This is a genomic window from Falsochrobactrum tianjinense (assembly GCF_019100495.1).
In the GTDB taxonomy this organism is placed as follows: domain Bacteria; phylum Pseudomonadota; class Alphaproteobacteria; order Rhizobiales; family Rhizobiaceae; genus Brucella; species Brucella tianjinense.
Window position 1 is genome coordinate 368,095 of the sequence record NZ_JAHRVA010000004.1, and the last position, 12,242, is coordinate 380,336.

Here is a 12,242-nt window from a genome sequence, read left to right on the forward strand (position 1 = left end):
GAACAAAAAATGAAGCAGCAAAACCAAATACTCCGCCTTCGCAAGAGAGCGGAGTTTTTGGCTGTAAGGAATGGTGAAAAACGGCGCGGCCCGCTGTTTCTTCTGGAGGTCCGGCAACGAACCGAGGAAGAATCGCAAACTGCCAAAATCGGCGAAAAGCCGCGCGCGGGCTTCACCGTCACCAAAAAAAATGGCAATGCAGTGATACGAAATCGTATCCGTCGCAGATTGAGGGAAGCGGTTCGTTGTCACGCAGGGCGTGACATGGCGCCTTCGACCGACTATGTGATCGTGGCACGCGAGCAAGCACTCACTGCGCCCTTTTCGCGACTGACTGATGAACTCTCCCGCCGCATAAGCGGGAAGGACGATCGGCGGCGCGAAAGGAAACGCCAAACGGAAAGACCGGAATCAGGACCCGTCAATGGAAAATAATCGCAACTTCTTCATCACCATTGCCCTGTCCATCCTCGTATTGACACTGTGGCAAGTGTTCTATCTGGGTCCGAAGACTGAAGCCCAGCGCGAGCAGGCACGCATTGAGGAGCAGCAAAGCCAGCAGGCTACGGCGCAGGGAAGCACCCAATCAGGAGCGCAGAGCGACACTCCGCAGGCGCCCGCCGCTTCGGGTGCGATTCCCGGTCAGAGCGATGGTGCTCCCGCGAGCGGCACACTCACGCGTGAAGCCGCCGCAGCCCAATCACAGCGCGTCGAGATCGACACCCCGTCCCTTCGCGGCTCGCTCAATCTGACGGGCGCCCGCCTCGATGACCTCTACCTCAAAAAGTACCACGAAACTATCGACGACAAGTCGCCCAATATCGAACTGCTCGCGCCATCAGCGCTGAAACAGGGTTATTTCATCGAACTCGGCTTCACTGGCAACGATACGACCGGCGCCGTTCCGGGGCCGAGCACGGTCTGGACCGTCGAAGGCAATAACAAGCTTACGCCTTCGACTCCCGTCACCCTGACCTTCACCAATGACCGGGACATTACCTTCAAGCGCGTTATCTCGGTCGATGACGCCTATATGTTCACGGTTGACGATACGATCACGAACAATACCGGCGCGCCGGTTTCGCTGGCCTCCTATGGCCGCGTGACACGCTTCAACCAGCCCGAGCATGCCAGCGCCACCTATGTGCTGCATGAAGGTCTGATCGGTGTGATGGGCGAAGACGGCCTCCAGGAAATCAAATATTCCAAGGTCGAGGACGACAAGGATATTTCCTTCAAGGACGTGAGCGGCGGCTGGATCGGCATCACCGATAAATATTGGGCCGCAACGCTCGTTCCGCCGCAGAACGAACAGTTCACCGCCCGTTTCTCGCATTTCACCAATGATCGTCCGCGTTATCAGTCCGATTTTCTTGGTGCGCCAATGACGATTGCCGCCGGCCAGACGCAGTCTCTTACAAACCACATCTTCGCGGGTGCGAAAGTCGTATCCGACATCAAGAACTACGAAGAAAAGCTCGGCATCAAGAATTTCGAACTGCTGATCGATTGGGGTTGGTTCTACTTCATTACCAAGCCGATGTTTTACCTCATCGACTGGATCTACAAGTTCTCCGGCAATTTTGGCGTGGCCATTCTGGTCGTCACCGTTCTGCTCAAGGGTCTCTTCTTCCCGCTCGCCAACAAGTCCTACAAGTCCATGGCGCGCATGAAGCTGGTACAGCCCAAGATGACGGAAATCCGCGAGAAATATACGGATGACAAGGTGAAGCAGCAGCAGGCCATGATGGAGCTTTACAAGCAGGAAAAGATCAATCCGCTTGCGGGCTGCTGGCCGGTGCTGGTGCAGATTCCGGTGTTCTTCGCGCTCTACAAGGTGCTTTATGTTACCATCGAAATGCGCCACGCGCCTTTTTTCGGCTGGATTCATGACCTTGCCGCGCCGGACCCGACCTCGATCTTCAATCTGTTTGGTTTGCTGCCCTTTGCCGTTCCGGCATTCCTGATGATCGGTGTCTGGCCACTCATCATGGGCATCACCATGTTCCTGCAAATGCGCATGAATCCGACTCCGCCAGACCCGACACAGGCGATGATCTTCACCTGGATGCCGATCATCTTCACCTTCATGCTGGCTTCGTTCCCGGCTGGCTTGGTGATCTACTGGGCATGGAACAACACGCTCTCGATCATCCAGCAGGGCCTCATCATGAAACGCCAGGGTGTCAAGATCGAGCTTTGGGACAATTTGAGAGACGTCTTCAAACGAAAACCCAAGGAAGCGAAAAAGTAGAGACTAAAAAAACCCTGCCGCTACTTCGGCAGGTTTTTTTTATAGACCGGTCACGCTCGGCGGTTGACAATGTGCCGCTGAACATTAATGCCTCACTATAACGATTAAGACTGCGGCTGACAGGAACGATATATTGAGCGAACAGGACGAAAAACAAGCGGCCCAAGCCGCATTGATTGAGGAAGGGCGGTTGCTCTTCGCAAAATCATGGATTTTCATCCGTGGCGTGCCATCGATGAAGTTTCTGCCGCCGGAAGGCCCGGCAGAGATCGCCTTTGCCGGACGCTCCAATGTCGGCAAGTCCTCGCTCATCAATGCGCTTGTCGGCAAGAAGGGGCTGGCACGTACATCCAATACTCCCGGACGCACGCAGGAACTCAATTATTTCGTACCCGATGGCTATTCCGGCGAAAAGGGCGATCTGCCGCCGCTCGCCCTCGTTGACATGCCCGGCTATGGCTTTGCCGAAGCACCCAAAGTGCAGGTCGATGCATGGACGAGGCTCGTTTTCGATTATCTGCGTGGTCGCACCACGCTCAAGCGCGTCTATGTACTCATCGACGCCCGCCACGGCATCAAAAAGAACGATTCAGAGGTGCTCGACCTGCTCGACAAGGCTGCCGTTTCCTATCAGATCGTGCTGACCAAGATCGACAAGATAAAGGCCGCAGGCGTGCCGCATTTGATCGAGGACACAAGAAAACTCACCGCAAAGCGCCCTGCCGCCTTCCCCCAACTGATCGCAACTTCGTCGGAAAAGCTTCAAGGTCTTGACGAACTACGCGCAGCTATTGCACTCGTATCTAAAGAATAAACCCTGCCCTATGCCCTGTCGCCAGCCATGGAGCCTGCGATGACGACCCTTGAGTACGCCGAAATGCAAGCCCAACTCCTCTCTGCTGCCCTGCCCTATATGCAGCGCTATGAGAACAAGCATGTCGTGGTGAAATATGGCGGCCATGCCATGGGCAACCCGGATCTGGGCAAGGCGTTTGCGCGTGACATCGCACTTTTGAAGCAATCCGGCATCAACCCGATTGTCGTTCATGGCGGCGGGCCGCAGATTCAGGCCATGCTGACCAAGCTTGGCATCGAATCGCGTTTCGAAGGCGGTTTGCGCGTTACCGATGAAAAAACCGTCGAAGTGGTGGAAATGGTGCTTGCCGGTTCCATCAACAAGGAAATTGTCGCCCTCATTAATGCTGAAGGCGAATGGGCCATCGGCCTGTGCGGCAAGGACGGCAATATGGTCTTTGCCCGCAAGGCCCACAAGACCATCATCGACCCCGATTCCAATATCGAAAAGGTGCTTGACCTGGGCTTTGTCGGCGAACCCGCCGAAGTGGACCGCACATTGCTGGATCTTCTGGCACGGTCGGAAATGATTCCGGTCATCGCCCCTGTAGCGCCGGGCCGCGACGGTCACACTTACAATATCAATGCCGACACTTTTGCCGGTGCCATCGCCGGTGCGCTGGCCGCAACCCGGCTTCTCTTCCTGACCGATGTGCCGGGCGTCCTCGACAAGGACAAGAAGCTGATCAAGGAACTTTCGGTGGCCGATGCGCAGGCTCTCATCAAGGATGGCACAATTTCCGGCGGCATGATTCCGAAAGTCGAAACCTGCATCGACGCAATCCGCCGTGGCGTCGAGGGTGTGGTCATCCTCAACGGCAAGACCCCGCATTCGGTATTGCTGGAACTGTTCACCGAACATGGTGCCGGTACATTAATTGTGCCGTAATGCAAAAAAGCACATTAATTGTGCACCACGGCAAGCCGCCTCCGGGCGGCTTTTTCTTGCCTCGCCTTCCGCCCGCCATCATGGCATAAGGATTTATGACCGAAAATCCTGATACACAAACCTTTGCCCATGTCACCGACTGGGTATTCGATCTGGACAATACGCTTTATCCACACGCCACCGATCTTTTTTCCCAGATTGATGTGCGGATGACAAGCTATGTGGAAACCCTGCTGAAACTGCCGCGCGAAGAAGCGCGCAAGATTCAGAAACAGTTTTATCTGGAATATGGCACGACATTGAAAGGCCTGATGGAGTGCCATCAGATCGACCCCGATGACTTTCTTCAGAAGGTCCACGATATTGATTATACCTGGCTGAAGCCTGATCCGGCTTTGGGCAAAGCAATCCGTGCCTTGCCGGGTCGCCGCTTCATCTTCACCAATGGCGACCGCACCCATGCCGAACGCGCCGCCCGGCAACTGGGCATCCTCGACGATTTCGATGACATTTTCGATATTGTTGCAGCGGGCCTGACGCCCAAACCGGAGCGCGTGACCTATGACCGCTTCCTTGGTGCATTCGGTATCGATGCGCGCAAGGCGGTCATGTTCGAGGACCTGGCGCGCAATCTCATCGTGCCAAAAGCACTGGGCATGAAAACCGTTCTTGTCGTACCGAACAATTTTGAGCCAACTTTTTCAGAAATATGGGAAAGCGATCCGGAATTCACCGATCAGGTGGATTTTGTGACGGATAATCTGACCCATTTTCTGGAAAAAATTATTGCAAAAAAATAGGCGATATACTGGTCTCGAAAAACACATCGATAAGGTGACTCGCCGCCTCGTCGATAACCTTCCCCGCCACCGCATCATTGACGCGGCAACAGAGTTTCTGGTGTTCGGACTGAAACAGGCATGGGCGTGCCTGTTTGGAGGCATGATGCTGATAATCATCATCCTCACCCGCTGGCTATGGCCGGAGGACGGCGCCGGCTTCATCGCGCGCTATGATTTTCTGTTTTTGTCTGCTCTCCTCATCCAGCTTGCAATGCTCGTTTTCAAGCTGGAGGCATTTGAGGAAGCCAAGGTCATTCTGATTTTCCATGTCGTGGGAACGATAATGGAAATATTCAAGACCCATGCGGGTTCATGGATATATCCTGAAGCCAATTTATTCCGCATTGGCGGCGTGCCACTCTTTTCCGGCTTCATGTACGCAGCCGTCGGCTCCTATATGGCGCGCATCAATCGCATTTTCGATATAAGACTCAACAACTATCCCCCGCTCTGGGTGACATTCGTCCTCGCCGCCGCCATTTACGTCAATTTCTTCGCTCACCATTTCATCCGGGATATCCGCTGGATTCTGTTCGCGGCGACGATTGCGCTCTTTATGCACACAAGAATGCATTACCGCGTTTTCCGCTTCGAGCACAGGATGCCGCTTCTGCTGGGCTTCCTGCTCACCTCATTCTTTATCTGGATTGCCGAAAATATCGGAACCTGGACGCATACATGGCTTTACCCCAACCAGCACAATGGATGGGTGCCGGTCTCTTTCGGCAAGCTCGGCTCATGGTATCTTCTGATGATAATTTCGGTCGTGCTGGTAACGCTGGTCCACCGTCCCCGCCCTTATCTATCCGAACATAGCCGCCAAGAGAAAGCGTCCGGCCCTCACGACCGAACGGTCCCAAATGATGCATGAATCAGAGCTTGTAGAAGCTCTTGATCTCCGCCCAGGCTTCTTCCGCCGTATCGACAAAAGTCAGCAATTCGATATCGGAAGGCGAGATCGTGCCTTGCTCGGCAAGGAATTCGATATTGATCGCCTTGCTCCAGAAATCCTTGCCAAACAGGATCAGCGGCATGCGCTCCATACGGTCCGTCTGGATCAGCGTCATGGACTCGAAAAGCTCATCCATCGTGCCGAATCCGCCCGGAAAAACGCAGACAGCCTTGGCACGCATCAGAAAATGCATCTTGCGCAGGGCGAAATAATGGAAGTTGAAGCATAGTTCCGGCGTCACATATTCATTGGGAGCCTGCTCATGCGGCAGGACGATGTTCAACCCGATAGTTGGCGCGCCAACATCTGCCGCGCCGCGATTACCAGCCTCCATTACTCCCGGGCCGCCACCCGTCACGATGATGAACTCGCGATAATAGGTTGTTGCGGAATATTCCGAGCATATCCGGGCAAAACGGCGCGCTTCATCGTAATAGCGCGCATTCGCTTCCAGATTCTTTTTCTGCACTTCGTTCTTGGCAGCCCAGGCTTCGCCGCCCGGTTCGGGGATGCGCGCCCCCCCAAACATGACCACGGTCGATCTGATTCCACGGTCGGCAAGGATCAATTCCGGCTTGAGAAGTTCAAGCTGCAACCGCACCGGACGCATGTCCGACCGCGTCATGAAATCATCGTCGGTAAAAGCAAGACGATAGGCCGAAGCCTCCGTCTGGGGTGTCTGCGGCACAGTTTTAGCCTGTTTGACAGCTTCCTCGGAATTGGGGAAAGGTGTCCAGCCGGACTTCTCCATCGGGTTCATGCTCTATTCCGCTCCTTTAATTCCTGATCTATCTTTGCTTTAGCATGATTTCAGGCGCTATATTCTTAATCTGTCTCAAATTGGCTTCACATTCCGGACATCATCCGGATTGACCCATATAGCGCCTTCGCTTAATCACTTCACTGACCGCTGCCTCTTGCGAGACGGCAGCCGCTTACCTGCCATTTCATGGAGATTGCTATATGACCAGGCCAGACTTCGCCTCCCTTGAGAAGACCATCGACAAGGCCTTTGACGAGCGCGACGGCGTCAACACGGCAACCCGCGGCGAAATCCGCTGCGCCGTCGAGCAATCGCTGCTGTTGCTTGATCGCGGTGAGGCCCGTGTTGCAGAAAAACAGGCGGACGGCAACTGGCATGTCAATCAATGGCTCAAAAAAGCTGTCCTGCTCTCCTTCCGCCTCAATCCCATGGAAGTCATCAAGGGCGGCCCTGGCCAGTCTTCGTGGTGGGACAAGGTTCCCTCGAAATTCAATGGCTGGACGGCTAACGAGTTCGAGACAGCAGGCTTCCGGGCCGTTCCCAACTGCGTCGTGCGTCATTCGGCCTACATTGCCCCCAACGCCATCCTGATGCCGTCCTTCGTCAATCTCGGCGCTTATGTCGATGAAGGCACTATGGTCGACACATGGGCCACCGTCGGTTCATGCGCCCAGATCGGCAAGAATGTACACCTGTCTGGCGGCGTGGGTATCGGCGGCGTGCTGGAGCCGATGCAGGCTGGCCCGACGATCATCGAAGACAATTGCTTCATCGGAGCGCGTTCGGAAGTCGTGGAAGGCTGTATCGTCCGCGAAGGCGCCGTCCTTGGCATGGGCGTTTTTATCGGCAAATCGACCAAGATTGTCGACCGCGCGACCGGCGAAATCTTCTATGGCGAAGTCCCTGCCTATTCGGTTGTTGTCGCGGGCACCATGCCCGGCAAGCCTTTTCCCAATGGCGAACCGGGGCCTAGCCTCTACTGCGCGGTGATCGTCAAGCGCGTCGACGAAAAAACCCGCTCAAAGACATCGATCAATGAATTGCTGCGTGACTGACACGGAACCTCTTCAGTCCAAGAATGAAAAAGGCGAAGCCCCGGAGCTTCGCCTTTTATTTTAATCGCCCTACAGAAATTATTTCTGATAGCTTGAAGGCGAAGCGTCACCGAAACGATGGGCAGAACCGTCGCTATAGGTCGACTGGCTGATGGATGCAGGGGCGGTATAATCAACGCCCTGCGAAGCGACCGGAGTGCGGTCGTTTGCATAAAGGTTGTCAGGTTCGCCAACATAGGGGTTTTCAGCAAAAGCAGCACCTGCACTCAGGGCAACAGCGGCAGCGGCAAGAACAAACTTCTTCATTTTTCAATTCCTTTATTCACCCCTTTGGATGGCAACTGGCCGATCTCTCGGGGCCCCGGGACAACAAGCTGCCATCCTCCGGGGAGATTACGTTTAAAGCCTTGCGGCGTTTCAGAGGCGAGGAAAACCTCGGGACAATGCCCCGACAAGTTTAACTGAATGCCGGTTCTCCCAAATCGGGGAGAATGGAGGAACCGACCATTCAGACCATTCTTAATTCTGGAAGCTGGATGGCGAAGCATCACCGAAGCGATGAGCCGATCCGTCGGTGTAACCGGACTGATTGATGGAAGCAGGGGCCGTATAATCAACGCCCTGTACGGCAACCGGGGTGCGGTCGTTCGCGTAAAGATTGTCAGGTTCGCCAACATATGGATTTTCGGCAAAAGCCGCACCGGCGCTCAGAGCGAGGGCAGCAGCAGCAAGAACGATCTTTTTCATTTTCTATCTCCTTGAAGTGTGGAGCGACGTTCAGTGCGTCGTTCCCATGCACTTCAAATGGGAGACAATGAGAGGAATTTCCAGTCACGAAAAAGTTTTGCCGATCACATATCTGTGCACCTTATTTTACCAAAAGTCTTTTCTATACAAGAAAATAACCTAATTAAAACAAAAGTTTGCACTGATACCTGTATTAACAAAACTGTTGCGTATGTGTCGTGTTCACGAATAGAGAACAGTCTGTGCAGACTTACTGTATCAATATAGAGAACAATAAACCGCTTTGGCGCCAATAACTCACCACCTTCCCCTCTCCAACCGCACTGCGACGGGTTCATGCTGGAAGGATATCCTCCGTATCATTGTCAGTATTCGTGAGGAATAATCGGAGGAGAACAGCGCCGCTCATGATCCGTTTGCGAGACCATGAGCTAAAAAGCGTGCTGCTCGAAAATGATCTACCCAGTGTCAGTTGCCAGCGACAGCAACCGAACGCCCAATAACAGAGACCCACTGGCCAGCGTGGCCGGGCGACTGCATCTTTATATAGCGGTAGGAGGTCTTCTCGACCGGCAGCACTTCGCCGCGCAAATTGTCGAGAATGAGATCACCATGATCGGTGCGCACTGTCAGCACGACATGCGGCTCGTGACCCTGAACCATCGTGATCAGAAGCTGCGAGGCAGCCATACCGTGCGCCATAAGTTGCGCACGCTTCATCAGCACATAATCCTCGCAATCACCTTTACCGTTGGCCGGAATGTCCCAGTGATCGCGCTTGCGGTAATTATCCCTGTCGGAAACCGGCCTGATCCGCCGGTTGATGGAAGCGTTCACTCCTTGCAGCAATTTCATGCGCGCCTGCGTCAGTTTCATTGGCGGCAGAACACGCTGCGCACGACAATCGCGCGGATTGCGCTTGCAATAATCCAGATGTCCATAAGGAATGCTTGTCAGTCCGCCCGCCTCGCTCCACTGTGCCGCTTTGGCCGGAACGTGCACGATACCTAACAACGCCGTCATACCGACGAAAACCAGTAAACGCATCGCCTGTTCCCATTTTCAAGCGCCCTGATGGGCTATTTCCCGTCAACGGACCCGTTTTCCGGATCTCTTTATCAACTGTTTTTTAACTAACGATGACAAAGCCTCCGAGGTCAAGGAAATTCGCTCTTACAGGCTGGGCCGAACCACACACTCAGGGTGGGTCGACGATGGTTACGCCATGACGGATTATTGTTTCATCTGGACGTTTCCCGATCTAATCTCATGACACCCGATTCTCAGAATGAAGTCTTGACATTATGCGTTTGCCAACCGATCCCGCCGAAAATCTCGCCGCGCTTATTCGCTGCCCATCCGTTACGCCCGCCGAAGGCGGGGCCTTATCGGCGCTTGAAGCCATGTTGAAACCCTTAGGATTTTCCATTGAACGTCCGGTTTTCAGCGATGAAAATACGCCGGATATTGAAAATCTTTATGCCCGCAAGTCGGGAAACGGCCCACACCTGATGTTCGCCGGGCATACGGATGTTGTGCCGCCCGGCGAAGAAGCGGACTGGAGGCATCCGCCTTTTTCCGCCGCAATCGAAGATGGCGTTATGTATGGGCGCGGCGCGGTCGACATGAAGGGCGGTATTGCCTGTTTCATCGCCGCGGTGGCCCGCCATTTTGAAAAGCATGAAACATTGAACGGCAGCATTTCCTTTCTCATCACAGGCGATGAAGAAGGTCCCGCCGTCAACGGTACGGTGAAGCTGCTCGAATGGGCAAGCGCGCGCGGGGAAAACTGGGATGCATCGCTTGTCGGCGAGCCGACAAATCCCACCGTGCTCGGCGATATGATAAAAATCGGGCGGCGCGGTTCCCTTTCCGGCACGATCACGGTTCATGGCGTGCAAGGTCACGCCGCCTATCCGCATCTCGCGGAAAATCCAGTGCGCGGGATAACCGCTCTGGTGAACAGCCTTCTCTATCCGACGTTCGACGAAGGCACGGCAGATTTTCAGGCCAGCAATCTGGAAGTGACCTCCATTGATGTCGGTAACAAGGCCACCAACGTCATCCCTGCCAAAGCGACAGCCTCCTTCAATATCCGCTTCAATGACACATGGACGGCGGAAAGCCTGCAAGGCGAGATCGTATCGCGCCTGCAAAAAGCCTCGTATGATAACCGTCTGCGTCCCGGACGCGATGCCCCGGTTGACTATGATCTGGTCTGGCGAGAACAGCCCAGCCATGTTTTCCTCACGCGCGACGAGAAACTGATCGGCGCTCTGAGTGCCTCGGTCGAAGCCGTCACCGGAAAATACCCCGAACTCTCAACCTCCGGCGGCACCTCCGACGCCCGCTTTATCAAGGATTATTGCCCGGTAGTCGAATTTGGCCTTGTCGGCCAAACCATGCATATGGTGGATGAACGGGTCGCGATTGCGGACCTTGAGGGTCTTACGCAAATCTACGAACGCTTCATCGCTGATTTCTTCAGGGCAGCCTCGTCCGGCACCCATATGTAAAGGTACAGAGGGCCATGCCCAGTCTGGATGATATTTTCAGATATTTCACGGGCGTCTGGAAGATGATGCTTGGCCGAAAGGATGGCCTGAGCTATCTCGACATTTCCGCCGAAGACTTCTGGACATCGTTCAGCGCGATCCTCGTCGCTCTGCCACCGCTATTAAGTACATGGGTCGCCTATGCTGCCGATCTGACCGCCGGTCGCGAGGAAGCGGCCCTGCGGCTGGCAATCGTTATCCGTGCCGCTTTCGTCGATATTGCCGCATGGGTCATCCCGCTTGCCGTCATCGGCCTGCTAGCCCAGCGCATCGGAATTGCAAAACGTTATGCAGCCTATGTAATCGCCACCAATTGGGGAAGTGCGCTGCTAGCGTGGATTTTCGCGCCGATCACCTTGCTGCAACTGTTTTTTCCGGGACAATTCGATGTGGCAACGCTCTTCGCCTTCATCATGTTCGGCGTTTCCATAGTTTTCAGCTATCGGCTGACTTGGGTCGTTCTTCAGCGGCCGCATGTCTATGTCGCGCCATTTTTTGCCTCCGTTTTCTTCGGATCGCTGTTCATAACCGTGCTCCTGCAACAGCTATTCGGCATCGGCCTCGAAACCTATTAATGCGGAAAGGCGTAGTCCACACCGATCAGATAAAGCCCATAAGGCGGCGCAACCTGTCCACATGCCTTGCGGTCCCTGGCTTCCAGCGCCGCCTGCAAATCGTCTGCCGTCCAGCGCCCCACGCCCACTTCCATCAGGCTGCCCGCAAAGGAGCGCACCTGATTATGCAGGAAGGAGCGCGCTGAAACCCGCATTTCGACATATTCTCCGTTGCGGGTGATATCGAGCCGGTCCAGCGTCTTCACCGGACTTTTAGCCTGACACTGCGTGGCGCGAAAAGTCGTGAAATCATGCTCGCCCAGAAGAAGCTGGGCCGCTTCATGCATCGCCTCGTGATCAAGACGCTTCTGCACCCACCATGCTCTTTGATAATCGACCGCCAGCGGGGCACGGCGGTTATGAATACGATAAAGATAATGCCGCGCAAGTGCCGAAAAACGTGCATCAAATATGTCTGTGGTCTTCTCGACATTGAGTATGCTTATACGCTCGCGGGCCATGATGAGATGCGCGTTGACGGCATCGCGCACCTTGCTCGCGCCCCAGTCCTTTGCCAGATCGACATGCGCAACCTGCGCAAGTGCATGCACACCCGCATCGGTGCGTCCAGCAGCGCCCAACGTCAGTTCTTCCCCGCAGAATTTCCTGAAAGCCTGCTCGATCGCCCCCTGCACACTATGGCTGTTGGTCTGCCGCTGCCATCCGGCATAGGGCGTACCGTCATATTCCACCGTAAGCTTGTAGCGCGGCACTGG

The 12,242-nt window shown here is 54.8% G+C and carries 14 protein-coding genes; 9 read left to right on the forward strand and 5 right to left on the reverse strand.

What is annotated here, in order from left to right; genetic code table 11:
- Nucleotides 1-9 precede the first annotated feature (9 nt).
- From rnpA to KUG47_RS11695, 6 genes are all read left to right on the forward strand, one after another.
- Nucleotides 10-435: a ribonuclease P protein component gene (gene rnpA / locus KUG47_RS11670; RefSeq protein WP_217678132.1), complete on the forward strand. Its 426-nt coding sequence runs from the start codon at nucleotides 10-12 to the stop codon at nucleotides 433-435.
- On the forward strand, nucleotides 425-2,254 hold the full coding sequence (gene yidC, locus KUG47_RS11675; protein ID WP_217678133.1) for a membrane protein insertase YidC: 1,830 nt from the start codon (nucleotides 425-427) through the stop codon (nucleotides 2,252-2,254). The genes rnpA and yidC overlap by 11 nt, the downstream gene beginning before the upstream one ends.
- 133 nt (nucleotides 2,255-2,387) lie before the next feature.
- On the forward strand, nucleotides 2,388-3,068 hold the full coding sequence (gene yihA / locus KUG47_RS11680) for a ribosome biogenesis GTP-binding protein YihA/YsxC (protein ID WP_254799519.1): 681 nt from the start codon (nucleotides 2,388-2,390) through the stop codon (nucleotides 3,066-3,068).
- A gap of 39 nt (nucleotides 3,069-3,107) precedes the next feature.
- Nucleotides 3,108-3,998: an acetylglutamate kinase gene (gene argB, locus KUG47_RS11685; RefSeq protein WP_217678134.1), complete on the forward strand. Its 891-nt coding sequence runs from the start codon at nucleotides 3,108-3,110 to the stop codon at nucleotides 3,996-3,998.
- A gap of 95 nt (nucleotides 3,999-4,093) precedes the next feature.
- A complete protein-coding gene (locus tag KUG47_RS11690) occupies nucleotides 4,094-4,798 on the forward strand; it encodes a pyrimidine 5'-nucleotidase (RefSeq protein ID WP_217678135.1) in 705 nt (234 codons plus the stop codon).
- Nucleotides 4,785-5,711: a DUF817 domain-containing protein gene (locus KUG47_RS11695; protein WP_217678136.1), complete on the forward strand. Its 927-nt coding sequence runs from the start codon at nucleotides 4,785-4,787 to the stop codon at nucleotides 5,709-5,711. Before KUG47_RS11690 ends, KUG47_RS11695 begins: the two co-directional genes overlap by 14 nt.
- Before the next feature lies 1 nt (nucleotide 5,712).
- Here KUG47_RS11695 and KUG47_RS11700 read toward each other — a convergent pair whose 3' ends face one another.
- Nucleotides 5,713-6,552 carry an LOG family protein gene (locus tag KUG47_RS11700; RefSeq protein ID WP_217678137.1) on the reverse strand — a complete coding sequence of 280 codons (840 nt, stop codon included), beginning with the start codon at nucleotides 6,550-6,552 and terminating at the stop codon, nucleotides 5,713-5,715.
- A gap of 203 nt (nucleotides 6,553-6,755) precedes the next feature.
- On the opposite strand from KUG47_RS11700, the gene dapD reads away from it, so the two are divergent.
- Nucleotides 6,756-7,610, forward strand: coding sequence for a 2,3,4,5-tetrahydropyridine-2,6-dicarboxylate N-succinyltransferase (dapD, locus tag KUG47_RS11705; protein WP_217678138.1), 855 nt, complete (start codon nucleotides 6,756-6,758; stop codon nucleotides 7,608-7,610).
- A 78-nt stretch (nucleotides 7,611-7,688) separates the two neighbouring features.
- Here dapD and KUG47_RS11710 read toward each other — a convergent pair whose 3' ends face one another.
- From KUG47_RS11710 to KUG47_RS11720, 3 genes are all read right to left on the reverse strand, one after another.
- A complete protein-coding gene (locus KUG47_RS11710) occupies nucleotides 7,689-7,916 on the reverse strand; it encodes a hypothetical protein (RefSeq protein ID WP_217678139.1) in 228 nt (75 codons plus the stop codon).
- Nucleotides 7,917-8,129: 213 nt separating this feature from the next.
- Nucleotides 8,130-8,357 carry a hypothetical protein gene (locus KUG47_RS11715; RefSeq protein WP_217678140.1) on the reverse strand — a complete coding sequence of 76 codons (228 nt, stop codon included), beginning with the start codon at nucleotides 8,355-8,357 and terminating at the stop codon, nucleotides 8,130-8,132.
- A 468-nt stretch (nucleotides 8,358-8,825) separates the two neighbouring features.
- Nucleotides 8,826-9,404: a transglutaminase-like cysteine peptidase gene (locus tag KUG47_RS11720; protein ID WP_217678141.1), complete on the reverse strand. Its 579-nt coding sequence runs from the start codon at nucleotides 9,402-9,404 to the stop codon at nucleotides 8,826-8,828.
- A 257-nt stretch (nucleotides 9,405-9,661) separates the two neighbouring features.
- Here KUG47_RS11720 and dapE point away from each other — a divergent pair, with 257 nt between their 5' ends.
- Entirely contained in the window at nucleotides 9,662-10,873 is a 1,212-nt protein-coding gene (gene dapE, locus KUG47_RS11725; RefSeq protein ID WP_217678142.1) for a succinyl-diaminopimelate desuccinylase, read from the forward strand.
- Between the two features lie 14 nt (nucleotides 10,874-10,887).
- On the forward strand, nucleotides 10,888-11,487 hold the full coding sequence (locus KUG47_RS11730) for a hypothetical protein (RefSeq protein ID WP_217678143.1): 600 nt from the start codon (nucleotides 10,888-10,890) through the stop codon (nucleotides 11,485-11,487).
- On the opposite strand, the gene truA is transcribed toward KUG47_RS11730, so the two are convergent.
- Entirely contained in the window at nucleotides 11,484-12,239 is a 756-nt protein-coding gene (truA, locus tag KUG47_RS11735) for a tRNA pseudouridine(38-40) synthase TruA (protein WP_217678144.1), read from the reverse strand. The genes KUG47_RS11730 and truA overlap by 4 nt on opposite strands.
- Between the last annotated feature and the right edge of the window lie 3 nt (nucleotides 12,240-12,242).